Origin of the sequence: Cupriavidus sp. 30B13 (assembly GCF_049059565.2) — a bacterium.
GTDB lineage: Bacteria > Pseudomonadota > Gammaproteobacteria > Burkholderiales > Burkholderiaceae > Cupriavidus.
In genome coordinates this window covers 3,330,959-3,355,139 of sequence record NZ_CP188224.1, presented here as the reverse complement: position 1 = coordinate 3,355,139, position 24,181 = coordinate 3,330,959, and the positions used below count along the sequence as shown (strand labels likewise).

15 protein-coding genes, 2 tRNA genes and 3 rRNA genes are annotated in these 24,181 nt (G+C 67.2%); 8 read left to right on the top strand and 12 right to left on the bottom strand.

Annotation, left to right across the window (positions count from 1 at the left end; genetic code table 11):
- Window positions 1-17: 17 nt before the first annotated feature.
- Entirely contained in the window at window positions 18-1,235 is a 1,218-nt protein-coding gene (locus tag ACKI2N_RS34035; protein WP_420997881.1) for an alpha/beta fold hydrolase, read from the bottom strand.
- The gene (locus ACKI2N_RS34030; RefSeq protein ID WP_420997882.1) at window positions 1,232-2,521 is read right to left on the bottom strand and encodes an MASE1 domain-containing protein; all 1,290 of its coding nucleotides are present in this window, start codon (window positions 2,519-2,521) and stop codon (window positions 1,232-1,234) included. The genes ACKI2N_RS34035 and ACKI2N_RS34030 overlap by 4 nt, the downstream gene beginning before the upstream one ends.
- Before the next feature lie 328 nt (window positions 2,522-2,849).
- Here ACKI2N_RS34030 and ACKI2N_RS34025 point away from each other — a divergent pair, with 328 nt between their 5' ends.
- Entirely contained in the window at window positions 2,850-3,851 is a 1,002-nt protein-coding gene (locus ACKI2N_RS34025) for a Bug family tripartite tricarboxylate transporter substrate binding protein (RefSeq protein ID WP_420997883.1), read from the top strand.
- Between the two features lie 6 nt (window positions 3,852-3,857).
- On the opposite strand, the gene ACKI2N_RS34020 is transcribed toward ACKI2N_RS34025, so the two are convergent.
- Window positions 3,858-5,330: a CoA transferase gene (locus ACKI2N_RS34020; protein ID WP_420997884.1), complete on the bottom strand. Its 1,473-nt coding sequence runs from the start codon at window positions 5,328-5,330 to the stop codon at window positions 3,858-3,860.
- A 144-nt stretch (window positions 5,331-5,474) separates the two neighbouring features.
- On the opposite strand from ACKI2N_RS34020, the gene ACKI2N_RS34015 reads away from it, so the two are divergent.
- On the top strand, window positions 5,475-6,665 hold the full coding sequence (locus ACKI2N_RS34015) for a citrate/2-methylcitrate synthase (protein ID WP_420997885.1): 1,191 nt from the start codon (window positions 5,475-5,477) through the stop codon (window positions 6,663-6,665).
- 1 nt (window position 6,666) lies between these two features.
- On the opposite strand, the gene ACKI2N_RS34010 is transcribed toward ACKI2N_RS34015, so the two are convergent.
- The 9 genes from ACKI2N_RS34010 to ACKI2N_RS33970 all read right to left on the bottom strand — a co-directional run bounded on the left by ACKI2N_RS34010 (window position 6,667) and on the right by ACKI2N_RS33970 (window position 17,842).
- On the bottom strand, window positions 6,667-8,097 hold the full coding sequence (locus ACKI2N_RS34010; RefSeq protein ID WP_420997886.1) for an amidohydrolase family protein: 1,431 nt from the start codon (window positions 8,095-8,097) through the stop codon (window positions 6,667-6,669).
- A complete protein-coding gene (locus tag ACKI2N_RS34005; RefSeq protein WP_420997887.1) occupies window positions 8,094-8,888 on the bottom strand; it encodes an ABC transporter permease in 795 nt (264 codons plus the stop codon). Before ACKI2N_RS34005 ends, ACKI2N_RS34010 begins: the two co-directional genes overlap by 4 nt.
- A gap of 39 nt (window positions 8,889-8,927) precedes the next feature.
- Window positions 8,928-9,806: an ABC transporter ATP-binding protein gene (locus ACKI2N_RS34000; protein WP_420997888.1), complete on the bottom strand. Its 879-nt coding sequence runs from the start codon at window positions 9,804-9,806 to the stop codon at window positions 8,928-8,930.
- Between the two features lie 23 nt (window positions 9,807-9,829).
- Entirely contained in the window at window positions 9,830-10,867 is a 1,038-nt protein-coding gene (locus ACKI2N_RS33995; RefSeq protein WP_420997889.1) for a Rieske 2Fe-2S domain-containing protein, read from the bottom strand.
- 67 nt (window positions 10,868-10,934) lie between these two features.
- Window positions 10,935-11,930 carry an ABC transporter substrate-binding protein gene (locus ACKI2N_RS33990; protein WP_420997890.1) on the bottom strand — a complete coding sequence of 332 codons (996 nt, stop codon included), beginning with the start codon at window positions 11,928-11,930 and terminating at the stop codon, window positions 10,935-10,937.
- A 518-nt stretch (window positions 11,931-12,448) separates the two neighbouring features.
- Window positions 12,449-12,886: a hypothetical protein gene (locus ACKI2N_RS33985; RefSeq protein WP_420997891.1), complete on the bottom strand. Its 438-nt coding sequence runs from the start codon at window positions 12,884-12,886 to the stop codon at window positions 12,449-12,451.
- 81 nt (window positions 12,887-12,967) lie between these two features.
- Window positions 12,968-14,299 (bottom strand): MFS transporter, encoded by a 1,332-nt coding sequence (locus ACKI2N_RS33980; protein ID WP_420997892.1) that lies wholly within the window; start codon window positions 14,297-14,299, stop codon window positions 12,968-12,970.
- A 46-nt stretch (window positions 14,300-14,345) separates the two neighbouring features.
- The gene (locus ACKI2N_RS33975; RefSeq protein WP_426990917.1) at window positions 14,346-15,878 is read right to left on the bottom strand and encodes an amidase; all 1,533 of its coding nucleotides are present in this window, start codon (window positions 15,876-15,878) and stop codon (window positions 14,346-14,348) included.
- A 365-nt stretch (window positions 15,879-16,243) separates the two neighbouring features.
- Complete coding sequence (locus tag ACKI2N_RS33970) at window positions 16,244-17,842, bottom strand: exonuclease domain-containing protein (protein ID WP_420997894.1); 1,599 nt, start codon at window positions 17,840-17,842, stop codon at window positions 16,244-16,246.
- A 580-nt stretch (window positions 17,843-18,422) separates the two neighbouring features.
- Here ACKI2N_RS33970 and ACKI2N_RS33965 point away from each other — a divergent pair.
- The 6 genes from ACKI2N_RS33965 (at window position 18,423) to ACKI2N_RS33940 (ending at window position 24,062) form a co-directional block, all read left to right on the top strand.
- Window positions 18,423-19,954 (top strand): 16S ribosomal RNA (locus ACKI2N_RS33965).
- A 61-nt stretch (window positions 19,955-20,015) separates the two neighbouring features.
- A tRNA-Ile gene (locus ACKI2N_RS33960) sits at window positions 20,016-20,092 on the top strand.
- Window positions 20,093-20,099: 7 nt separating this feature from the next.
- Window positions 20,100-20,175, top strand: a tRNA-Ala gene (locus ACKI2N_RS33955).
- Between the two features lie 283 nt (window positions 20,176-20,458).
- Window positions 20,459-23,337 (top strand): 23S ribosomal RNA (locus tag ACKI2N_RS33950).
- A 133-nt stretch (window positions 23,338-23,470) separates the two neighbouring features.
- Window positions 23,471-23,583, top strand: a 5S ribosomal RNA gene (rrf, locus tag ACKI2N_RS33945).
- Together the 16S, 23S and 5S rRNA genes with 2 tRNA genes alongside form the textbook arrangement of a ribosomal RNA operon.
- 176 nt (window positions 23,584-23,759) lie before the next feature.
- The gene (locus ACKI2N_RS33940; protein WP_420998101.1) at window positions 23,760-24,062 is read left to right on the top strand and encodes a GIY-YIG nuclease family protein; all 303 of its coding nucleotides are present in this window, start codon (window positions 23,760-23,762) and stop codon (window positions 24,060-24,062) included.
- The last annotated feature ends 119 nt before the right edge of the window (window positions 24,063-24,181 follow it).

Genomic DNA, 24,181 nt, shown 5'->3' with positions numbered 1-24,181 from the left:
GCGCCGGGCCCGGCGGCTCACTGCGCGGCCACGGCCGTGCCGGCGGCGAGCGCTTCGGCGGGGCGGAACGTCACCGCCGCGATGCGGCCGTTGCGCAGGCGCAGGACCTGCGTGCCGCGGCTGTGGCGCGGCACGCCCTCCATCACCGACGAGGCCTCCAGGTCGATCTCCACGCTGGCGCCGTCGATGCGCGGCGGCGCGCTGAGGGCAACGCGCACGGTCTTGCCGGCCAGTGCCTCGAGCCGGGCGAACATGCCGATCACCGCGTCGCGGTCGTCGTAGCTGCCGGCCAGCGGCGGCTCGCCGTGGTGGCGCCAGCGCACGCCGGGCTCCAGCAGCGGGAAGATCGCTTCGAAGTGGCCGCCGGTGAGCGCCTGCAGGTATTCGCCGACCACCGTGGCGACGGCTTCCTCGCTCATCGGCACTTCCACGCCGGCGCGCGCGCGGCGGCGCGCCCGCTCGGGATCGAAGCCGAGGAAGGCCAGCACGCTGGCGACCACCTGCTCGCGGTCGTTGTCCACGCAGATCATGTGGTAGCTGTTCTCCACCACGACCTTGCGCACGTCCGGCACCGTGGCTTCGAGGAAGTCGGCCGAGCGCACGCTGGTCAGCTCGTCCTCGCGCGCGTGCACCACCAGCGTGGGGCAGGCGATGCGGCCGGCGCCGCGCAGCACCCACCCGCGCAGCCGGTCCACCTGGCGGATGCAGGCCAGCGGCACCCAGCGGTAGTGGAAGTTGTCGCCGCGCTCGAACTTGGCCTTGACGATGGCGCGCACCAGGTCGTTCTTGATGCCGAACGGTTCGTCCTCGTCCACGCGCATGCGCGCGGGCAGCATGGGGATGTGATAGACCACGTGGCGCAGCGCGCGGTACCACGGCGTGGACCAGCCGTCGATGTAGACCGGCGCGGCCAGCATCACCAGGCGGCCCTTGCGGTGCTGACGGCGCTCGCAGGCGGCCAGCGCCAGCAGCGCGCCCATGCACATGCCCAGCACGTGGAAGGTCTCGTATCGCGGCGCCAGTTCGTCGTAGGCCTGCGTGACCGCGTCCAGCCATTGCTCGGCGCGCACGGGCACCAGGTCTTCCGGGCTGCCGGCGTGGCCGGGCAGCGTCACGGCGTGGGTTTCCACCCCGGCGCGCCGCAGGGCCTTGTGCATCGGGCCGAGGTCGAACTGGGTGCCGCCCAGGCCGTGGATGAGCAGCGCGCCGGTGCCGCCGCCCGCGGGTGCCGTCATGCTGCGTCGCGCTCCTCGAGCATGTCGGCGGGCTGCAGGCGCCAGGCGCCGGCGATCACCGCGACCGACTCGTCGCCGTCGAGCAGGGGGCCGCTCATGTCCAGCACCATGGTGCTGCTGCCGGCCGGCAGCATCAGCCGGAACAGCATGTCGGTGCGGTTCTCGCCGTCGCTCTCGCGCAGCCAGCGGCTGCGCACCTGCGCGCGGTCGTCGTCGTGCACGTGGGCGAGCACGTCGTCGAGCTTGCGGAAGGCCTCCTCGCGCACGCCCAGCGCGCCTTCCAGGTCGCCGCTCCAGCGCAGCGTGCCGCTGCGCGGGTCCAGGCAGTAGACCAGTTGCTCGCTGGCGGCCAGCGCCAGCTTGACGTCGTTCTGGCTGCGCGCCGATTGCGCCAGCAGTTGTTCGCGGCCGCTGCGCAGCGTGCTGATCAGCAGCGTGAGCAGGGCGGCCACGGCCAGGTAGAGCTGCGCCTCGAGCAGCGAGCGGCCGTGGTTGAGCGAGCGCTCGGCGAACGGTCCGTCGCCCTGGCCGGTGTTGTAGAGCACGAACAGCATCAGGATGGCCACCGCCACCGAGCCGCCCCGGCCGCCCCACAGCAGCGTCACCACGGCGGCCAGGAACAGCGGAATGTAGGTCAGCGCGAAGGCCACGCCGCTTTGCACCGGCAGCAGGATGCGGTGGTCGAAGATGAAGAAGGTGGTCAGCACCAGGGCCGCGAAGGCGCCCAGGCCGAACAGGAAGTCCGCGCGGCTCATGCCGCCCGAGCGCGCGGCGCGAAAGCGCGACCAGCCCGCCAGCACCGGCAGCACGATCAGCACGCCGACCAGGTCGGCCGCGGCCCACACGCGCCAGGTGGGCCAGAAGGGCACGCCCTGCAGCAGCATGAACCAGGCGGCGCCCACCGCCGCGCTGGCCGCGCTGCTGGCCACTCCGGCGAGCAGCAGCGCGCGCACGAACACCAGCCCTTCGAGCGAGAACCGGGCGCGCCGCACCAGCGCCACGCCGAGCGCGGCAAAGCCGATCTCGTCGAGCGAGAACAGGACCAGGCGCAGCGTGTCGCGCCCCTCGACCCAGCCCAGCAGCATCTGCGCGGCGAAGAAGGCCAGGCCGACCGGCAGCCAGCGCGGCACCGGCCTGAGCATGAAGGCGGCCATGGTCACGCCGGCCGGCAGCCAGATATAGCCGGTGGCGTAGAACGGCCCGTTGAGCTTGTGCGAGACATAGCCCGAGCAGAAATAGAGTGCCGCCCACAGGAACAGGATGACGGCGCGGTTGCTTGGTTTCACGTTGGCTTTCCTTGGCTGGGACCCGGGCACCGATGGCGGGGGCGCCGATGGGGCGGGGCCGGCCGGACCGGCGGCGCCGCGCCCTGCACGGCGGCCTGCCGCTATCTGAACGCGCCAGGCGCGCGGATGGCTGACGCGAGCGGTCGCCTGGCCGGATTCGTCATGGGGCCAGCCTCACAGGGTGGCCTGGCATATTGTCATAAAATCGTCACATTAGCGGGCGGGCGCCACCCAGGGAGGCGGTGCCCGCCGCGCTTTTGCGCGCCGCCCTGGCGCAGGCACAGGCTGACAGACCGCGGCCGAAATATAAACGAGGAGAAACGACAAGATGGCAAAGTTCGCAGCAAAACCACGATTCCTGTTCCGCCTGCCGGCGCTGCTGGCCTGCGCCGCGCTGCCGCTGGCCCTGGGCGCGGCGCCCGCCGCGGCCGCCTGGCCCGACAAGCCGATCCGGCTGGTGGTGGGTTTCCCGCCCGGCGGGCCGGTCGACACCCACGCCCGCATCCTGGCCGAAAAGCTCCAGCCCATCCTGGGCCAGTCGGTGGTGCTGGACTACAAGGCCGGCGCGGCCGGCAACATCGGTTCGGACGCCGTGGCCAAGGCGGCGCCGGACGGCTACACGCTGCTGCTGGCCAATACCGGCCAGATGGCCATCAACGGCTCGCTCTATCCCAAGCTGCCCTACGCCATGCCGAGAGACTTCGCGCCGGTGGCGCGCACCGCGCTGATCCCGCTGGTGATGGTGGTCAACAACAACGTGCCGGCGCGCAACCTGAAGGAATTCATCGCCTACGCGCGCGCCAACCCGGGCAAGCTCAACTTCGCCTCGGGCGGCAATGGCGGCATCTCGCACCTGATGCCGGAGATGTTCAAGCAGGCCAGCGGCACGTTCATCGTCCATATCCCGTACAAGGGCAGCGCGCCGGCGCTGACCGACGTGATGGGCGGCCAGGCGCAGATGATGGCCGATTCGGTCCCGCTGTTCACGCCGTACATCAAGTCCGGCAAGGTGCGAGCGCTGGCGGTGACCTCCCGCCAGCGCTCGCCCGCGCTGCCTGACGTGCCGACCATGGACGAGGCCGGCCTGAAGAACTTCGAGGTGGTGGGCTTCTACGGCATGCTGGCGCCGGCCGGCACGCCCAAGGACGTGGTGGCGAAGATCTCCGGCGCGCTGCAGGCCGTGCTGGCCGATGCCGACACCCGCGCCAAGCTGGAACAGCAGGGCGCGGAGCCGGCCTGGCAGGGGCCGGAAGCGTTCGGCCAGACCATTGCCGCCGAGCAGAAGCGCTGGGGGCAGGCGGTCAAGGCCTCGGGCGCGAAGATCGACTGAGCGGCGTCACCATGCGGCCGCCGCGCTGCCGAGCGCGCCGGCCGGGCGCGCCCAGTGCACCGGCGCGCCCGCCACCGTCACCGGTGGCCGCACGCGCCGCGCCGGGCCCCAGGAGGTGGCTTCCGCCGGGCCGGCGAGATCGGCCTCGCTTTCGGGGTCCAGCGGCGCGGTGTCGCGCGCCAGCCCGGCGCCCGACAGCAGCAGGTGGGCGGTGCGCGCCAGCGAAGCGCGCACCTCGCAGCCGGCGCCGCTGGCCAGCCGCCGCGACAGCCCGCGCACGGCCGCGGTGGCCAGCAGGTAGCCGGTGGCATGGTCGATGGCCTGCACCGGCAGCGGCCCCGGGCGGTCCAGTCCGCGCAGGCGCATGCCGGCCTCGGCGATGCCGCTGCTCATCTGCACCAGGCTGTCGAAGCCGCGCCGGCCCTGCCACGGGCCGCTCCAGCCATAGGCGTCCAGCGATACGTCGATCAGCCCCGGATTGATCTCGCGCCGCCGCCGCGCATCCAGCCCCAGGCGGGCCAGCGCGTCGGCGCGGTAGCCGTGCACCATCACGTCGGCCTGGCTCAGCAGGCCTTCCAGGATCCGCAGGTCTTCGCCGCGCTTGAGGTCGAGGCGGGCGCAGCGCTTGCCGAGCACCACTTCGGGCACGGTGTTGGGTTCTTCCCAGCCGGGCGGGTCGATGCGCAGCACGTCGGCGCCGAAGCCGGCCAGGAAGCGCGTGGCGACCGGTCCGGCCAGGATGCGGGTCAGGTCCAGCACGCGGATGCCCTGCAGCGGGCGCTCGCGCGCGAAGGCCCGCTGCGGCGCGGGGCCGGCGTCGAAGGACGTCCAGTGCAGCAGCGGCTCGCGGCTCACGGCCAGCCCTTGCGGGTGCGCGGCCCAGTCCTCGGTGCCGCGCATGGCGGCCGCGCAGCCGCCGTTGCCGACCACGGCCGCTTCCAGCGCGCTGGCATCCCATCCGGCCACGGCCTTCGCCACCGCTGCCTTGTCGGCGGGCACGCCGAGCACGGCCAGCGCCGCGGCGCGGTGATGCGGCGCGTTGGTGTGCAGCCGGATCCAGCCGTCCCTGGCCAGGTAGTCGCCGGCCACGGCATCCCATTGCGGCGGCACCTCCCAGCCCTGCGGGCGCAGCGAGGTGCCGAACCACAGCGAAGCCAGGCGCTGGTCGACGCCGGCGCGCGGCGCGTGTCCGCTGGCCGCGTGGATCAGTTCGGCGACGGCGAGGCTGGCGGCGCCGGCGGTGGCGGCGGCCAGTTCGGTGACGGGGAAAACCGAGGGCAGGCTGCCGCTGCCGGTCCAGTCCAGTTGCTCCAGCCAGGCCGGGTCGCCGTGCACGCTGGCCCAGGTCTCGCGCAGGAAGGCGGCGGCGGCCGGGCCAGGGGGAGTGGAGGAAGAGGCGCGGGAAGAAGCGGAGGAAGAAGCGGGGGACGAAACGGTGGTAGTTGCCGCGGCGGGCGCGGCAGGGGCGTGTGAGGACATGTCGGGGGTCGCTTCTGAGGAGTCGTTGCGGATCGTGGATCGGGCTGGCGGCCAGTGCCTTGCAGGATAGGCCGCTTGTTTTAATAGTCAATATTGATTAACTTAATCAATCTATCGCTAGACGCCGCCCCGCCGCTCCCGCACATGTCCCGCTATCTCTCCTCGGCCGAGGCCGCCGCCCGCCTCGGCGTTTCCCGCCAGACGCTCTACGCCTACGTCAGCCGCGGCCTGCTGCACGCGCACGACGGCGAGACGCCGCGCGAAAGCCGCTACCTGGCGGCGGACGTCGAGCAGCTGGCCGGCCAGCGCACGCGCGGGCGCAAGCCGCGCGAGGTGGCCAAGGCCACGCTGAGCTGGGGTTTGCCGGTGCTGGAGTCGGGCATCACGCTGATCGAGGATGGCTGCCTGTATTACCGCGGCAGCGATGCCGCGGCGCTGTCGGAGTCCATCACGCTGGAGGCGCTGGCCGCGTTGCTGTGGCAGTGCCCGGAGCCGGCGGCCTTCGGCGCGCCGGCGCCGTCCGCGCCGGCTCACCTGGCCGCGCTGCAGGCGGCCTTCGCCGGCCACCGCAGCGAGGAAGCGCTGCTGCCGCTGTTTACCGCCGCCAGCAGCGACGACGATACCGCGCAGTGGCAGAAGTCGCCGGCGCGCCTGGCCGCGGGCTGCGGCGCGCTGGTGCGGCTGCTGGCCGCCTGCCTGCTGGGCACCGCGCCGGCCGGCGCGCTGGTGCACCGGCAATGCGCCGGCGCCTGGGGCGTGGACGAGGCCGGCGCGGACCTGATCCGCATGGCGCTGGTGCTGTGCGCCGACCACGAACTGAATGCGTCGAGCTTTACCGCGCGCTGCGTGGCCTCGACCGGCGCCAGCCTGCGCGCGTCGGTGGTGGGCGGGCTGGCCGCGCTGACCGGCGGGCGGCATGGCGGCGCCACCGCGCGCGTGGAAGCGCTGTGGGACGAACTGGCCGGCGCGCGGCCCGATGCCCGGCTGCGCGAGCGGCTGGCGCGCGGCGAGGACCTGCCGGGCTTCGGCCACCATCTCTATCCCGCCGGCGACGTGCGCGCGTCCGGCCTGCTGGCCCGCGTGCTGGCGCATCACCCCGCATGGCAGGAGATCATCGACGTGGCCCATGGCCTGTCGGGCCAGCGCCCCTCGGTGGACTTCGCGCTGGTGGCCGTGCGCCGGCACCTGCGGCTGCCGCCCGGCGCCGCGTTCGGCATGTTCGCGCTGGGCCGCTCGGTCGGCTGGATCGCGCACGCGCTGGAGCAGCGCGCCGGCGATGCGCTGATCCGCCCGCGCGCGGCCTACGTGGGGCCGCGCCCGGAGGCCGGAAGCTAAGCTAGACGGCGGCGGCGCGCTCCTGCAGCCGCCGCACCGCGTCGCGCGCGGCCGCGCCCAGTGCGGCCATGTCGAGTCCGGGGATCGCATCGTGCTCGGCCACCACGCGGCCGGCCACCAGCAGCGCGCGCAGCGCGGGCCGCCCGCCGCTGGCCACCGGCGCGATGGCGGGATCGTGCAGGCCGAAGCAGCGCGGGTCGTCGAGCCGGTAAATGGCGAGGTCGGCCGCCTTGCCCGGCTGCAGCGTGCCGACGGCGTCCAGGCCCAGCACCGCCGCGCCGCCGGCGGTGCCCCAGCGCACCACGTCCTCCACGCGCGCCGCGCCGGCGCCGCCTTCGAAGCTGCCGCCCTCGGCGCGCGCGCGCGCCTCGTGGCCGCGGCGCGCGCGTTGCAGCAGCCAGGCGGCGTGGGCTTCGGAAATCATGTCGGCGGCCTCGTTGGAGGCGGCACCGTCCACGCCCAGCGAGACCGGCACGCCGGCCGCTTCCAGCGCCGGGATGTCGGCGATGCCGCTGCCGAGCCGGCCATTGCTCTGCGGACAGTGCGCGATGCCGGCGCCGCTGGCGCCGAGCTGGCGGATCTCGCCGGCGCCGAGCTTGACGAGGTGGGCGAACCAGACGTCCGGGCCGAGCCATTCGTGTTCCGCGCAGAAGGCCACCGGCGTGGTGCGGTGTTTCTCGTGCGCGGCGTTCTGGTACTCCACCGTTTCCGACAGGTGGCTGTGCAGCCGGATGCCGAGCCGCCGCGCGGTGCGCGCGCTGGTGCGCAGCTCGTCCGGCGACATCGAATACAGCGGCGTGGTGGGCGCCATCGCCACGCGGCGCATGGCGTCCGGCGCGCGCTGGTGATAGCGCGCGGCGAGGCGCTCGCAGTCGGCGAGGAACTGGTCGAGCGTCTCGGGCCGCAGCGCCTGCGGCAGGCCGGCTTCGAGCTGGCGCGTGCGGGTGGCGCCGCCGCGGCACAGCACGAAGCGCAGGCCCAGCGCCTCGGCTTCCTCGAACAGGATGGCCGAGCTGTCGAACGGCATGCCGGGATAGTAGAGATAGTTGTGGTCCGCCACCGTGCCGCAGCCGCTGCGCAGCAGCTCCACCAGCCCGATGCGCGCGGCCAGGCGGAACGTGGTTGCGTCGAAGGCGGCGCGGAAGCGGTAGGGCGTGGCGCCGAGCCACGGCGTGAGGGTCAGGTCCAGCCCGGGCGGGTCGCCCTTGAGCAGCGACTGGAACAGGTGGTGGTGCGTGTTGACCCAGGCCGGGTAGACCACGCAGTCGGTGGCGTCGATGACGTGCTCGCCCGGGCGCGGCGCAAGCGCGCCGATGGCTTCGATGACGCTGCCGGCGATGCGCACGTCCGGGCCGGCATGGCGCTCGGCCGCGCCGGTCAGGCCGGTCAGGATGGCGGTGGCGTTGCGGATCAGGATCGATGGAGGCGTCATGCGAGCTCGCTTTCGTGCCAGTGGGACAGCGCCAGCCGCGACAGCATCGACATGGCGCCGAACAGCGCCACGCCGGTGAGCGTGATCAGCAGCAGCGCGGCGAACAGGCGCGGAATGTCGAGCGCGAAGCCTGCCTGCAGTATCTGGTAGGCCAGCCCCGCGCCGGTGCCGCCGGTGCCGGCGACGAACTCCGCCACCACCGCGCCGATCAGCGCCAGCCCGCAGGAGATGCGCAGGCCGCCGAAGAAATACGGCAGCGCGCTCGGGATGCGCAGCCGGCGCAGGGTGTCCCAGCGGCTGGCGCGGTTGATGCGGAACAGGTTGAGCAGGCCGGGGTTGACGCTGCGCAGGCCCAGCACGGTGTTGGAGATGATCGGGAACACCGCCACCATGGTGGCGCAGATCACCAGCGCCAGCGTCGGCTGCTTGACCCAGATGATGATGAGCGGCGCGATCGCCACCACCGGCGTGACCTGCAGCAGGATCGCGTACGGGAACAGGCTGGCCTCGATCAGCCGGCTCTGCACGAACAGGAAGGCCGCGGCGGTGCCCACCATCACCGCCAGCGCGAAGGCCAGCAGCGTGATGCGCAGCGTCACCCACAGCGAGCCGGACAGCAGGCTCCAGTCTTCCACCAGCGCATGGCCGATGGCGGTGGGCGCGGGGACCAGGTAGGCCGGCACCGCGAGCGCGGTGCAGATCGCCTGCCAGGCCAGCAACAGCAGCACGCCCACGGCGAGCGGGGCGGCCACGCGCTGCACGGCGGGGCGGGACAGTAGCGGGGGATGCATGGGGAACTCCTTTCTTGTCCTGTGGCAGGGGAGGGCGGCTCAGTGCGCGTCCGGGTCGAAGCCGGTATTGGCCTGCGTCAGCAGCGCCGACAATTGCGCGCAGTACTGCATGAAGGCGGGCGAGACGCGGAAGGCTTCGTCGCGCACGTCCGGTCCGGCGATGGCCACGTCGCCGATCACGCGGCCCGGGCGCGCGGCCATCACCACCACGCGGCTCGACAGGTAGACCGCTTCGTAGATGCTGTGGGTGACGAAGACCACCGTGAGGCCGCGCTCGGCCCACAGCGCGCGCAGGTCGGCGTCGAGCTTGTTGCGGGTGAACTCGTCGAGCGCGCCGAACGGCTCGTCCATCAGCAGCAGGTCCGGGTTGGTGGCCAGCGCCCGCGCGATCGACACGCGCATCTGCATGCCGCCCGACAGCTCGCGCGGATAGGCCGCGGCGAAGCGGCCCAGGCCCACCAGCGCCAGCGCGCGGCGCACGCGCTCGTCGGCCTCGGCGCGCGGCATGCGGGCCAGGTCCAGCGGCAGCCGCGCGTTGTCGGCCACGCGCGCCCACGGCATCAGCGTGGCTTCCTGGAACACCATCGCCAGCGTGCGGCCGGGCGTGCCGATGGCGGCGGGCAGCGCCGGCCCGCCCCACCAGCGCAGGTGCCCGGCCGAGGGCGCCTCGAGGCCGGCGAACAGCTTGAGCAGCGTGCTCTTGCCGCAGCCGGAGGGGCCCAGCAGCGAGACGAACTCGCCGGGGCGGATCGACAGCTTGACGCGTTCCAGCGCGACCGTGCCGTTGGCGTAGGTCTTCTCGACCTGGTTGGCGAACAGCAGCGGCTCGTCCTGGCCGCGCGCGGCGGGGCTGCCGCCCGCGCCCGGGGCCGCCGTGGCGGCGGGGGCTGGCATGGCACTGCGAAAGAGGGCGCTCATGTGGGGTCTCCCGTTTCTTGCCGCTAGCCGCGCACCACGGGGATGCGGAACACTTCCTTCTCGCCGTGCCGGGTGAACAGCTCCATCAGCATCTTGCGCATCAGCAGGCCGGGCTTGTCGGACTCCATGTGGAATTCCACGCGGCGGCGCGTGTCGACGCAGGCGTCGTAGTCGGTGGCTTCCAGGATCTCGCGGTCTTCGCCGACGATGGGCGCGTCCCAGTCGATCAGTTCCTGCGTGGAGCAGTCTTCTTCGCTGTCGTTGCGGTACAGCCATTGCGACAGCATCACGTTCTGGTCGTCGATCGGCGTGGCGCAGTTGTAGATGATGTGGTGGATGCCGCTGGCCGGGTAGGTGCAGCCGAAGCGGCGCGTGAACGGCAGGTCCCAGCGGTTGAACATGTGGCGGTGCGTGATGGGCTCGGTGGTGCCGGTGACGCGGTGCCCGGCCTCGATATTGCGGATCGGCACCAGGGTCTCCGCCTCGAAGCCCCACTCGGTCTGCTCCAGGTGGTACTTCTCCGGCTTGGGCTGCTCGGCCAGGCCGAAGTTGGCGCGGTGCACGAAGCTGAAGTGCGAGTTGTCGAAGGAGTTCTCCATCACCCGCAGCGAGCTGGTGTTCCACTGCTCGTAGAACTGGAAGATGCGGCGGTAGGCGGGGTTGCCGTCCTCGGGGAAATCGGGGATCGGCTGCAGCGGGTCGTCCAGCGCCACCCACACGTAGCCGTATTTTTCCTGCACGTGGTAGGCCTTCACGCGCGCGCCGGAGGGGATGGCGTTGCCGGGCGCCTGCGGGATGCGCACGCAGGCGCCCGAGCAGTCGTACTGCCAGCCGTGGTAGCCGCACACGATCTCGCCGCGCTCGTTGACCCAGCCCTTGGACAGGCGGGCGGTGCGGTGGCAGCAGCGGTCCTGCAGCGCGGCGGGCTTGCCGTCGGCGCCTTTCCACAGCACCAGCTTCTCGCCGAGCAGGGTGAAGGGCCTGGGGCCGTCGTCGAGCATCGAGACCGGCATCAGCGCGTACCAGAAGCGGCGCAGCACGGGTTGTTGGGTGACCAGCATGGTTCGGTTCCTTTCGTGTCGGGTTGTGCTTTGGGGTTCTTCTTCGCCTCGGCCTTGGCGCCGTGCGTCACGGCATGACCTTGAGGTCCTTGACGAACTGCGTGGTGTAGGCCTGCTTCCAGTCCGTGTCGGCCTTGAGCAGGCCGGCCTCCACCATGAAGTCGCGCGTCTTCTGCCAGCGCGCGTCGGTCATTACGCCGATGCCGTAGCGGGCCGCGTCGCCGCCGCCGACCATGCGGTATTCCTTGAGCTTTGCCACGCCCCAGGCGAGCTGGTCGTCCTTCATGTTGGGGTTCTCTTGCTTGATCAGGGCGTTGGCCGGCGCGGGGTCGGCCAGGTAGCTCTTCCAGCCTTCCATGCTGGCCTTGACGAAGCGGGCCACCACGTCGGGCTTGTCCTTGACGGTCTTCTGCATGGCGACGATGGTGGTGCCGTAGGGCGGGTAGCCGTCGTCGGCGAACAGGAAGAAGCGCGTCCTGGCGCCCGCCTTGCCGGCGGCGAACACCTCGGACGAGGCATAGGCCTGCTGGGTCGATTGCGGGTCGGCGAAGAAAGGCTGCAGGTTGAAGGTGTAGACGCGCGACTGGGCATCGTCGAGCTTGTACTTGCCCTTGAGCCACGGCCACCACGTGGTGCGGCCCGAGGTGGACACCAGCACCGTGCGGCTCTTGAGATCGGCCAGGCTCTTGACGTCCTCGTGCGTCATCAGGCCTTGCAGGTCGGTCTGGAACGAGGTGGCGACGGTGGTGACCGGCACGCCCTGCTCCACGCTCTTGAGCACCTGCAGGTCGTAGCCCATCAGGAAGTCGGCCTGGCCGCTGGTGAGGATCTGCGTGCCGTTGACCTGCGGGCCGCCCATGCGCACGGTCACGTCGAGGCCGTATTTCTTGTAGATGCCGGTGGCGACGGCCTGGTAGAAGCCGCCGTGTTCGGCCTGGGCGTACCACGAGGTGAGGAAGGTCACTTTGTCGGCGGCCAGCGCGCGGGCAGGCACGGCGGCAAGCGCGAGCGCGGCGCAGGCGCCGGCGATCAGCAGGCGGCGCATCGGGGATGGCGTCTTCATGGGGGCTCCTTGACGGACTGGGATGGCGGTGGGGGCGAGGTGCTGCGAGGGGGAAAAAAACGGGGCCGGGCGCGCGCCGGCGTTGCCGCGCAGGGCGGCAGCGAACTGGAATACGGGCGTGAGGAGGGAGGACATCGGGGCGCTCTCTTTTCTCTCGTGCCCGGCCCTGGTGGCCGGATCCAAACGCCCGGTGTCTCGCCTGGCGAGACGTTCGGGCGTGCGACCGGATGGTCGCGAGAGCAATGTCCCACGCCGGCGGACGGGGGCCCGCTAAGGGGCCGGTGCCGGCGTTAACCGCTTCTACTCGACGGGGAAATCAGCAAGAGGTGTGCCAGTGCGTGGCGCGCGCCGCGGCCGGCCCGGCGGGCGGCCCGCGCCGGGCCGGTGTGGTGGATAAGCGGCAAATGGGCCCGTGCGGGGCCGCCCGCCGGTCCGAGATGGTGCACGCAGGGTGCATGGAGGGTGCATGGAGGCGGATGCCGGGTGCGCGGCGCGCACCGGTTCGGTGTGCGGGCGTTTCAGGCGCCCGCGGATTTCCTGGCGAGGCCGGCGCAGCGGCCGATGGTGGTGGCGAAGCAGCAGGCGTTGCCGGACCAGTCGCCGCCGATGACCAGGCCGCTCGGGCCGGCGATCAGGCGGCGCTGGCACAGGCCGGGCCGCAGCACCGGCTCCGGCGAGGTCGGCCCGCGCGCATCGCGCGGACCGCCGCCGGGCGGATGCGCCGGCGGCACTTCCGCGGTCCACAGGTAAGCGGTGCCGCCGGGCACCGACTGCACCGCTTGCGGCGGGCCCCACTGTTCCTTGGCTTGTTCGATGGGCGCGGATTGCCAGGAATCCAGCACGTGCCGCATGGCCGATTGCTCGAGGCCGGCGCAGGCGCCCAGCGCAAGCGCGGCAAGAGGCGCTATCAGGCGGCGGGAGGCGGCGGGGGCAAGGGCGCGGCAGACGGCGGGCATGGCGGCTCCACGGGGGCAGGCGCGCCCCCTCTGCGCAGACTAGCGCAGCGCCATGCCCGCCGGCAAGCGGCCCGGCGCCGGTTATGCGGGCTTGCCCACAGTCGGCGCCAGCACGGCCTGGCCGGACTCGGCGGGCGGTTCGTGCTCGCTGTCGCCGCCGCCGGCCTGGCCCAGGTCGATGCCGCTGGTTTCCGGCAGCAGCAGCGCGGCGCCCATCACCATCGCATAGCCCACCCCCGCCACGATGGCGATGGCCAGCGGCAGCGAGGTGCGGCCCGTGCTGAGCCAGCCCACCGACAACGGAAACAGCGAGCCGATCACGCGCCCGACGTTGTACGAGACGCCATAGCCGGTGGCCCGGATGTCGTTGGGATAGGACTCCGAAATGGTGGCGCCGATGCCGGCGAACACGCCCTGCATCAGCACGCCGAGCGGGAAGCCCAGGAACAGCATCGACGTGTTCGAGACCGGGATCACCATATAGACCAGCGCCATGACGAAGGCGCCCGCCGCGAAGGCGACGTAGGTCGTGCGGCGGCCCCAGCGGTCGGTGGCGTAGGCGCCGGCCACGTAGCCCACCAGCGAGCCGAAGATCGTCATGGCGAGGTAAGAGCTGGTGCCGAACACCGACAGGCCGCGCTCGGTCTTGAGGAAGGTCGGCAGCCAGGTGGCGATGGCATAGTAGGCACCGAGCATGCCGCCCGACAGCAGGCTGCACAGGATGGTCTTGCCCAGCAGCGGCCGGCGGCCCAGCCGCGCGAGCTGCTGCCATGCGGTGGGGGCGCCGTGCGCCGCGCGCTCGGCCTGGCTCTTGACGAAGATCTCCGGCTCTTCCAGGTTGCGCCGCAGGTAGACCACCACCAGCGCGGGCAGGATGCCGAGGAAGAAGCAGACGCGCCAGGCGGTCTCGGCCGGGAAGATGCTGAAAGTGATGGCGTAGGCAATGGCCGCCGCGCCCCAGCCGAAGGAATAGCTGCTGGCGGTGAAGCCGGAGTATTTGCCGCGGTGCGCCGGGTTGCGGATCATCTCCGTCACCAGCACCATGCACAGCGAGGATTCGCCGCCGAAGCCGAGGCCCTGGAGCATGCGGAAGAGCATCAGCTGCTCGGGCGAATTGGCCAGCCCGCACAGGAAGCAGGCCAGCGCGAACACCACGATGGTCCAGCGCAGCACGCGCACGCGGCCGTAGCGGTCGGCCAGGATGCCCGCGCCGATGGCGCCCACCAGCGAGGACACCAGCGTCCAGGTGACGATGGCGCCGGCCGTGGACTTGCTCATGCCCCACTGCGCGAGCAGCGTCGAAATGAGGAAGGAATAGATCATGAAGTCGAACACGTCGACTGCATGGCCGAGGAACGCGCCGTAAAAGCCCTTGCGCTCCATTTTGGATAAATCCTTGAACCAGTCCAGCATGCTCGCTCCTCGTCTGTGCTTGTCTGTGGATGGGGACGGTGCCCTGTCAGTGTTGTTGCGCCGGGGCGCGTGGCACCGTGTTGGCGTGAACCGGCGGCGGCCGGAAGGCGAAACCCGCGGCTTCGAGCAACTGGGCGAAACGCAGCGAGGTCAGGTCGGCAAAGCGCCCGGCCACGATCTGCACGCCCACCGGCAGGCCACTGCTGCCCGGGCCGATGGGGGCCACCGTCGAAGGCAGGCCGCACAGGCCGGAATGGCCGGCCCAGAACAGCTGGCTGGTGAGGGGCAGCGCGCGGCCGTTGACCTGGAGCGTGCGCTGCCAGGGCTCGCCGGCCTCGTCCAGCGCAAAGGCGGTGGTGGCGGCGGCCGGGCACAGCAGCACGTCGAAGTCCTCGAAGAAGCGCTGCCAGGCCTGGGCGAAGCCGGCGCGCGCCTGCTGCAGCTGCAGCCAGTGGCGGTGGCGGATGCCGGCACCGGTGAATTGCAGCGTGGCGTAGTCGTGGTCGTCCGGCGCGGCGGCGGTAGCGGCGGCGGCGCGGGCCAGCGCGGCGTCGAAGGCAGCGTCGTCCATGTGGACCGAGGTGGTGGCGCGCAGCATCAGCACATAGGTGTGCCACAAGGCGGCGGCATCGAAATCGGGGCGTACGTTCCAGCGCACCGGGGTGCCCCGCGCCTCCAGCCAGCGGCCCAGCGTCTCGATCTGGCCGCTGACTTCGGCGTCGGCTTCGCACAGGGGATGGCTGGGCAGCACGGCCACGCGGAAATCGGCCAGAGTGCGCTTGTCGCAGGGCGGCAGGCTGAGCCGGTACGCCAGCGCATCGCTGCCGTCGGGGCCGGCCAGCGCGTGCAGCAACAGTTCGAGGTCGCGCGCGCTGCGCGCCAGCGGGCCGGCCACGTTGATGTCCTGCTCGCCGTAGGTGCGGCCGATGCCGTGGCCGCGCAGCGGAATCAGGCCGTGGCTGCTCTTGTGCGAGAACACGCCGCAGTAGTGCGCCGGGTTGCGCAGCGAGGAGCCGATGTCCGAGCCCACGTCGAAGAAGCTCATGCCCGCGCAGACCGCGGCGGCGCTGCCGCCCGAGGAGCCGCCCGGCGTGCGGCCGGGATCGTGCGGATTGCGCGTGGTGCCATAGATGGCGTTATAGCTCTGCCAGTCGCGCAGGCCGAGCGGCACGTTGGTCTTGCCCAGCAGGATGGCGCCGGCGGCGCGCAGGCGCTCGACCACGGCGGCGTCGCCGGCGGCGATGTTGCCGCGCTGGGCGGGACTGCCGCACGTGGTCGGCCAGCCGGCCACGTCGAAGGATTCCTTGACCGAGAAGGGGATGCCGTCGAGCACGCCGAGTGCGCGGCCAGCGCGGCGGCGCTGGTCGCTGGCCCGGGCCGCCGCGCGCGCGGCGGGAAAGTCCGCCAGCACGATGGCGTTGATGCTGGGATGCCAGGCCCGGTAGGCCGCCTCGCACCGGTCGACCAGGTCCTCGGCGCTGGCTTCGCCCCGGGCCAGCAGGTCGGCCGCTTCCCAGGCCGGCAGGAAACAGAGATCCGCCTGGCCGGGATCGATGCTCGCAATGTCTTGCCGCGTCACGCTGTACTCCGTCTCTTGTGAGACCCGCGGCTGGCTGGCGCGGGTTGGGGGCTTCGGGGGAGGTTACTGCGCAAATCGGTATACTATATTCATCAAAACACGAAGCGCAAGACGAATATGGAATGCGGCGGCGGCGGCCGTTTTTTGGTGCGATGCGGGATACCTACGCACAAAATCGGGGTGGGGCACGCGCACGTATGCTATGGCACGCCCTGTAATTGGGCGCGATTTTCGCATATTTGGTATACCGTTTGGTCTGGCGCGGCCTTCAGGGCGGCGAGTTCACGCCGCACCCGGTCGGCCCGGCGAGGTAACGGGTTAACGGGGCCAGGGTGTGTGCGCCGGCGATGCCGTCCGTTGCCGATCTATTGTTCGAAGAACGACAGGGTTTGCTGGTCCGGGCTGGCCAGCCTGCGTCGGCGTGAACCGGCCGGGGGCGCGGCGTCGCGGCCGGCGGCAATCCGTGCCGGCGGCGCCGGGGGCTCCAGCGTGAATTGCCGGGCGGGTTCCAGCGCAATGGCGTTGGCCAGCAGTTGCGCCAGCCTGGGCGCCAGGATCTGGTAGGTATCCAGGTCGAAGCGGGCCGGCCCGGCCAGCAGCGGTGGCGCTTCTTCGAGCGTGGCCACCGAGCCGAGATAACACCAGTTCTCCACGACATGCCACCAGGATCTGGCGCTGTCCTGCTCGCGCCATGCCACCGCGCCGGCAAAAGGCCAGGGCTGAAGTGCCAGGCCGGCGAGCGCGGTGGCGAGCCGTTCGCGGTGGTCCCGCAGCGGTTCGTCTCCCGTGCAGGCGCCCCGGCAGCGGTGGAGCTGGCGGGCAAAGCAGGGCAGGCCGCGCCGGGCCGGCTTTTCCAGCGTCAGCGTCGCCTGGCAGAGTTCGTGAGCCTGCGCCAGTTCGGCCAGGTGCGCTTCGGCACCGGCGCGGCTGGGAAAAGCGCCATACAGGTTGGGGTGGCGGGCGAAATCGGTATCGCGGTCCGAGCGCAGCAGCGGCGCGCTCAGGCCGGGCGGCAGCTCCCAGGCGAACAGCGCGGCGTTCTGGCGCAGCATGCGGTTGTGCAGCGGCTGCATAAGCTTGATGAGCCGGGCTTCCAGCAACAGGGCCCCGGTCTCGTCGCCGGTCTCGCGCCACTCGACCCGCCGCACTGCGCGCGCGAGGCGCATTTCCAGCGCGGCGCTGTGGTCGCCCGAAAAGTGCGCGCCGATGCGCTGGCGCAGGTGGATGCTCTTCCCTATATAGAGAGGCAGGTCCTGGTCGCCGTAGAAGAGGTAGACGCCGGGCGTATCGGGTACCTCGTCCAGCGCCGTTTCCTCGAGGCCGGCGGGCAGGCTTGCGCGCTTGACCAGGGAGCGCACGGCGGACTCGACCAGCTCGACGCTATACAGGCCGTGGATCTTCTGCCAGAACTGCCAGAGCAGTTCGGCGTCGGCCAGCGCCCGGTGGCGGCCCTTGGGTTCCAGCCCGAAGCGGGCGATCAGTGCGTCCAGCCCGTGGCGGGTCATCGAGGGGAACAGCGAGCGGGAAAGGCGCAGCGTGCACAGCACGTCGGCGCGGAAGGTAATGCCGGCGCGGCGGAACTCGTTCTTCAGGAAACCGTAGTCGAAGCGCGCGTTGTGGGCGACGAAGAGCTTGCCTTGCAGCCGCTCCGCCAGATCCTCGGCCAGGTCCTCGAAGCGCGGCTGGCCCTGCACCATGGTGTCGGTGATGCCGGTGAGCTGCTGGATGAAGGGCGGAATGCCGATGCCGGGGGCGACCAGGGTGTCCCACTCGACGATGCCTTCCGGCCCCACCTCGACCACGCCGATCTCGGTGATGCGGTCGCGGGTGGCGTCCGCGCCGGTGGTCTCCAGGTCCACGAAGACGATGGGGCGGGAAAGGGCTGCGGCCAGGGCTTGCGCGTCCGGGTAGCGCGGTACGCCGGCGGGCTGGTCCTGCGGCGCGGGGGAGGAGAGGTCTTGCATCCGGCGATTCTAATGGATGGGGATAGGTAGGGATGCGTGGCAGCGGCACGGGTTGCGCGGTCTTTCCGCGCTTCCCGGCCCGGGGCCGGAAGCCCCTTCATCAGGGCGTCACAAAGATTCTTGAGGAATTTTCAGAAAACGCTTGCCAAGGTGTTTGGGTGGCCTTAATATTCGCTCCCTCGCAACACGAAGCGCGCTGCAAAGCAGACGGGACAAGGGTTGCGGGGTTGATGGGGGAGGTTGGCGGCGCGGAAGGCGCGGCTGGCTGGAGCAAAAAAAGATTGCGAAACCTGTTGACGAAACGTAGAAAGTTCTTCATAATCTCGTTTCTCTGCTGCTGACAACGAAGCAGCGACGCGGTAAGCGAAGCGAACCGCGGTGCGTTCTTTAACAAACAAACAACCGATAAGTGTGGGCGCTTGATAGCGGATGCCCGGTGCGTAACAGCGCCGGAGCTTACAAGTTATAAAGTGCTCGCACAGTAAAACATGTTCGGTTCTTCTTCGGAGGGATCGAGTCAGTTTTCTGAGAGTGAGCGACCGCTCGAAAGAGCGAGACCCTTTTGGGTCACACAGGTATTGAACTGAAGAGTTTGATCCTGGCTCAGATTGAACGCTGGCGGCATGCCTTACACATGCAAGTCGAACGGCAGCACGGGAGCAATCCTGGTGGCGAGTGGCGAACGGGTGAGTAATACATCGGAACGTGCCCTGTCGTGGGGGATAACTAGTCGAAAGATTAGCTAATACCGCATACGACCTGAGGGTGAAAGCGGGGGACCGCAAGGCCTCGCGCGATAGGAGCGGCCGATGTCTGATTAGCTAGTTGGTGAGGTAAAGGCTCACCAAGGCGACGATCAGTAGCTGGTCTGAGAGGACGATCAGCCACACTGGGACTGAGACACGGCCCAGACTCCTACGGGAGGCAGCAGTGGGGAATTTTGGACAATGGGGGCAACCCTGATCCAGCAATGCCGCGTGTGTGAAGAAGGCCTTCGGGTTGTAAAGCACTTTTGTCCGGAAAGAAATCCTCTGGGTTAATACCTCGGGGGGATGACGGTACCGGAAGAATAAGCACCGGCTAACTACGTGCCAGCAGCCGCGGTAATACGTAGGGTGCGAGCGTTAATCGGAATTACTGGGCGTAAAGCGTGCGCAGGCGGTTTTGTAAGACAGGCGTGAAATCCCCGAGCTCAACTTGGGAATGGCGCTTGTGACTGCAAGGCTAGAGTATGTCAGAGGGGGGTAGAATTCCACGTGTAGCAGTGAAATGCGTAGAGATGTGGAGGAATACCGATGGCGAAGGCAGCCCCCTGGGACGTCACTGACGCTCATGCACGAAAGCGTGGGGAGCAAACAGGATTAGATACCCTGGTAGTCCACGCCCTAAACGATGTCAACTAGTTGTTGGGGATTCATTTCTTCAGTAACGTAGCTAACGCGTGAAGTTGACCGCCTGGGGAGTACGGTCGCAAGATTAAAACTCAAAGGAATTGACGGGGACCCGCACAAGCGGTGGATGATGTGGATTAATTCGATGCAACGCGAAAAACCTTACCTACCCTTGACATGCCACTAACGAAGCAGAGATGCATTAGGTGCTCGAAAGAGAAAGTGGACACAGGTGCTGCATGGCTGTCGTCAGCTCGTGTCGTGAGATGTTGGGTTAAGTCCCGCAACGAGCGCAACCCTTGTCTCTAGTTGCTACGAAAGGGCACTCTAGAGAGACTGCCGGTGACAAACCGGAGGAAGGTGGGGATGACGTCAAGTCCTCATGGCCCTTATGGGTAGGGCTTCACACGTCATACAATGGTGCGTACAGAGGGTTGCCAACCCGCGAGGGGGAGCTAATCCCAGAAAACGCATCGTAGTCCGGATCGTAGTCTGCAACTCGACTACGTGAAGCTGGAATCGCTAGTAATCGCGGATCAGCATGCCGCGGTGAATACGTTCCCGGGTCTTGTACACACCGCCCGTCACACCATGGGAGTGGGTTTTGCCAGAAGTAGTTAGCCTAACCGCAAGGAGGGCGATTACCACGGCAGGGTTCATGACTGGGGTGAAGTCGTAACAAGGTAGCCGTATCGGAAGGTGCGGCTGGATCACCTCCTTTCTAGAGCGTGCAGAAGTTGTTGAGCGTTCACACTTATCGGTTTGTTTGGTGTTACAGCCAAGGGTCTGTAGCTCAGGTGGTTAGAGCACCGTCTTGATAAGGCGGGGGTCGTAGGTTCAAGTCCTACCAGACCCACCAAGTTATCGGGGGATTAGCTCAGCTGGGAGAGCACCTGCTTTGCAAGCAGGGGGTCGTCGGTTCGATCCCGTCATCCTCCACCACTACCTTGGGTTGGTCAGTCCAAAGGCAAGCGCTTTGAGAGAAAAGCGTTTGCCTTTGGCTTTGCCAAGACGATGGAAACATCGGCTGTTCTTTAACAATATGGGATGTAGTAAAGGTGTCGTGAGCGTTGATGAGACGCTGCAGTACAACACGATACCGGGTTGTGATTGTATCAACCGAAATGTATTTAAGTGATCGAAAGATGACTTGGAATACGGCACAAATGCGAGAACTCATCCTGTAGCGATGCGTGGCTCGAAGTTTGAGACACACTCGTTATAGGGTCAAGCGAACAAGTGCATGTGGTGGATGCCTTGGCGATCACAGGCGATGAAGGACGCGGTAGCCTGCGAAAAGCTTCGGGGAGCTGGCAAACAAGCTTTGATCCGGAGATGTCCGAATGGGGAAACCCGGCCCGCATGGGTCATCCCTGACTGAATACATAGGTCAGGGAAGCGAACGCGGCGAACTGAAACATCTAAGTAGCTGCAGGAACAGAAATCAACCGAGATTCCCAAAGTAGTGGCGAACGAAATGGGAAGAGCCTTGTACTCTTTAGCAGTGTTGTTAGCAGAACGGTCTGGAAAGGCCGGCCATAGCAGGTGATAGCCCTGTATGCGAAAACAGCGTTGTGGAACTAGGTGTACGACAAGTAGGGCGGGACACGTGAAATCCTGTCTGAAGATGGGGGGACCATCCTCCAAGGCTAAATACTCGTGATCGACCGATAGTGAACCAGTACCGTGAGGGAAAGGCGAAAAGAACCCCGGGAGGGGAGTGAAATAGATCCTGAAACCGCATGCATACAAACAGTCGGAGCCTGGAAACGGGTGACGGCGTACCTTTTGTATAATGGGTCAGCGACTTACATTCAGTGGCAAGCTTAACCGATTAGGGAAGGCGTAGCGAAAGCGAGTCCGAACAGGGCGTTCAGTCGCTGGGTGTAGACCCGAAACCAGACGATCTATCCATGGCCAGGTTGAAGGTGCGGTAACACGTACTGGAGGACCGAACCCACTAACGTTGAAAAGTTAGGGGATGAGCTGTGGATAGGGGTGAAAGGCTAAACAAGTCTGGAAATAGCTGGTTCTCTCCGAAAACTATTTAGGTAGTGCCTCGTGTCTCACCTTCGGGGGTAGAGCACTGTCATGGTTGGGGGGTCTATTGCTGATTACCCCGCCATAGCAAACTCCGAATACCGAAGAGTGCAATCACGGGAGACAGACATCGGGTGCTAACGTCCGGTGTCAAGAGGGAAACAACCCAGACCGCCAGCTAAGGTCCCTAAGATTGGCTAAGTGGGAAACGAAGTGGGAAGGCTAAAACAGTCAGGAGGTTGGCTTAGAAGCAGCCACCCTTTAAAGAAAGCGTAATAGCTCACTGATCGAGTCGTCCTGCGCGGAAGATGTAACGGGGCTAAGCCAGTCACCGAAGCTGCGGACGCACGCAAGTGCGTGGTAGGAGAGCGTTCTGTAAGCCTGTGAAGGTGTCTTGTAAAGGATGCTGGAGGTATCAGAAGTGCGAATGCTGACATGAGTAGCGATAAAGGGGGTGAAAAGCCCCCTCGCCGTAAGCCCAAGGTTTCCTACGCAACGTTCATCGGCGTAGGGTGAGTCGGCCCCTAAGGCGAGGCAGAGATGCGTAGCTGATGGGAAGCAGGTTAATATTCCTGCACCGTCGTATGATGCGATGGGGGGACGGATCGCGGAAGGTTGTCCGGGTGTTGGAAGTCCCGGTCCCTGCATTGGAGAAGGCGCTTAGGCAAATCCGGGCGCGGAATTCAAGGATGCGGGGCGAGCGGCCTAGTGCTGCGAAGCAATTGGAAGTGGTTCCAAGAAAAGCCTCTAAGCTTCAGTCATACGAGACCGTACCGCAAACCGACACAGGTGGGCGAGATGAGTATTCTAAGGCGCTTGAGAGAACTCGGGAGAAGGAACTCGGCAAATTGGTACCGTAACTTCGGGATAAGGTACGCCCTTGTAGCTTGACTGGCCTGCGCCAGGAGGGTGAAGGGGTTGCAATAAAATGGTGGCTGCGACTGTTTAATAAAAACACAGCACTCTGCAAACACGAAAGTGGACGTATAGGGTGTGACGCCTGCCCGGTGCCGGAAGATTAAATGATGGGGTGCAAGCTCTTGATTGAAGTCCCGGTAAACGGCGGCCGTAACTATAACGGTCCTAAGGTAGCGAAATTCCTTGTCGGGTAAGTTCCGACCTGCACGAATGGCGTAACGATGGCCACACTGTCTCCTCCCGAGACTCAGCGAAGTTGAAGTGTTTGTGATGATGCAATCTCCCCGCGGCTAGACGGAAAGACCCCATGAACCTTTACTGTAGCTTTGCATTGGACTTTGAACCGATCTGTGTAGGATAGGTGGGAGGCTTTGAAGCGTGGACGCTAGTCTGCGTGGAGCCGTCCTTGAAATACCACCCTGGTTTGTTTGAGGTTCTAACCTTGGCCCGTGAATCCGGGTCGGGGACAGTGCATGGTAGGCAGTTTGACTGGGGCGGTCTCCTCCCAAAGTGTAACGGAGGAGTTCGAAGGTACGCTTGGTACGGTCGGACATCGTACCTAAAGTGCAATGGCAAAAGCGTGCTTAACTGCGAGACCGACAAGTCGAGCAGGTGCGAAAGCAGGACATAGTGATCCGGTGGTTCTGAATGGAAGGGCCATCGCTCAACGGATAAAAGGTACTCTGGGGATAACAGGCTGATACCGCCCAAGAGTTCATATCGACGGCGGTGTTTGGCACCTCGATGTCGGCTCATCTCATCCTGGGGCTGTAGCCGGTCCCAAGGGTATGGCTGTTCGCCATTTAAAGAGGTACGTGAGCTGGGTTTAAAACGTCGTGAGACAGTTTGGTCCCTATCTGCCGTGGGCGTTGGAATCTTGACGGGGGCTGCTCCTAGTACGAGAGGACCGGAGTGGACGTACCGCTGGTGTACCTGTTGTCTCGCCAGAGGCATCGCAGGGTAGCTATGTACGGAAGAGATAACCGCTGAAAGCATCTAAGCGGGAAACTCGCCTGAAGATGAGGATTCCCTGGAGGCTTGACCTCCTTGAAGGGTCGTTCGAGACCAGGACGTTGATAGGCTGGGTGTGGAAGCGCAGTAATGCGTTAAGCTAACCAGTACTAATTGCCCGTAAGGCTTGATCCTATAACCAGTGTGTTTCTGCCTGGTTGAGTGTATCGCGTGCCGCTGCCCAGCAGCTTGGCCGATACAAGACACAACCTGACTACATCCCTATTTGCTGTGTTGGCCAGTTCGCCAGCACGGCACACCGTTTATGCCTGGTGACCATAGCGAGTTGGAACCACCCCTTCCCATCCCGAACAGGACCGTGAAACGACTCCGCGCCGATGATAGTGCGGATACCCGTGTGAAAGTAGGTAATCGCCAGGCTCTCCCTTGAAACCCCTCAGTACCTCCTACTGGGGGGTTTTGCTTTTTATGGCCCATTTTACGGGCCGCGGATTATCCAACGCACCCGGGCGCGCAGCGACGGAAAATGCACAATGACTTTGCAGCTGTCGTGCGAGGCTGCATAATTGCCGCGTTCCGGTCTCGAAAATATCCCGATGCCAGCCGACGGCACCGTCTCGTGGTTTCTCTATCTGCTCGAATGCGAGGGCAATTCGATCTACACCGGCATCACGACCGATGTGGAACGGCGCTTTGCCCAGCACCAGGCCGGGACGGGCGCGAAATACACCCGCTCCCACAAGCCGATCCGCATCCTGGGGTGGAAGGAATTCGAGAACCGTTCGGAAGCCTCCAAGGCCGAGGCTGCGGCAAAGCGGCTGAATTCGGCGCAGAAGCGCGATTTATGCGCGACGTTGTCGATAATCCAGGATCCCGCGCGGCCACCCCCGGCCGGCTGACCGGACCGGCGCGGAGCGCTCCTCCGGCCGGTGCCACTAAATTCCTGTGCTCTTCCTTTCCTTAAGTCTCGTTTAAGGATCGCCCCTTAGCATGGACCCTGTCGCGTCCCCAACCGTTT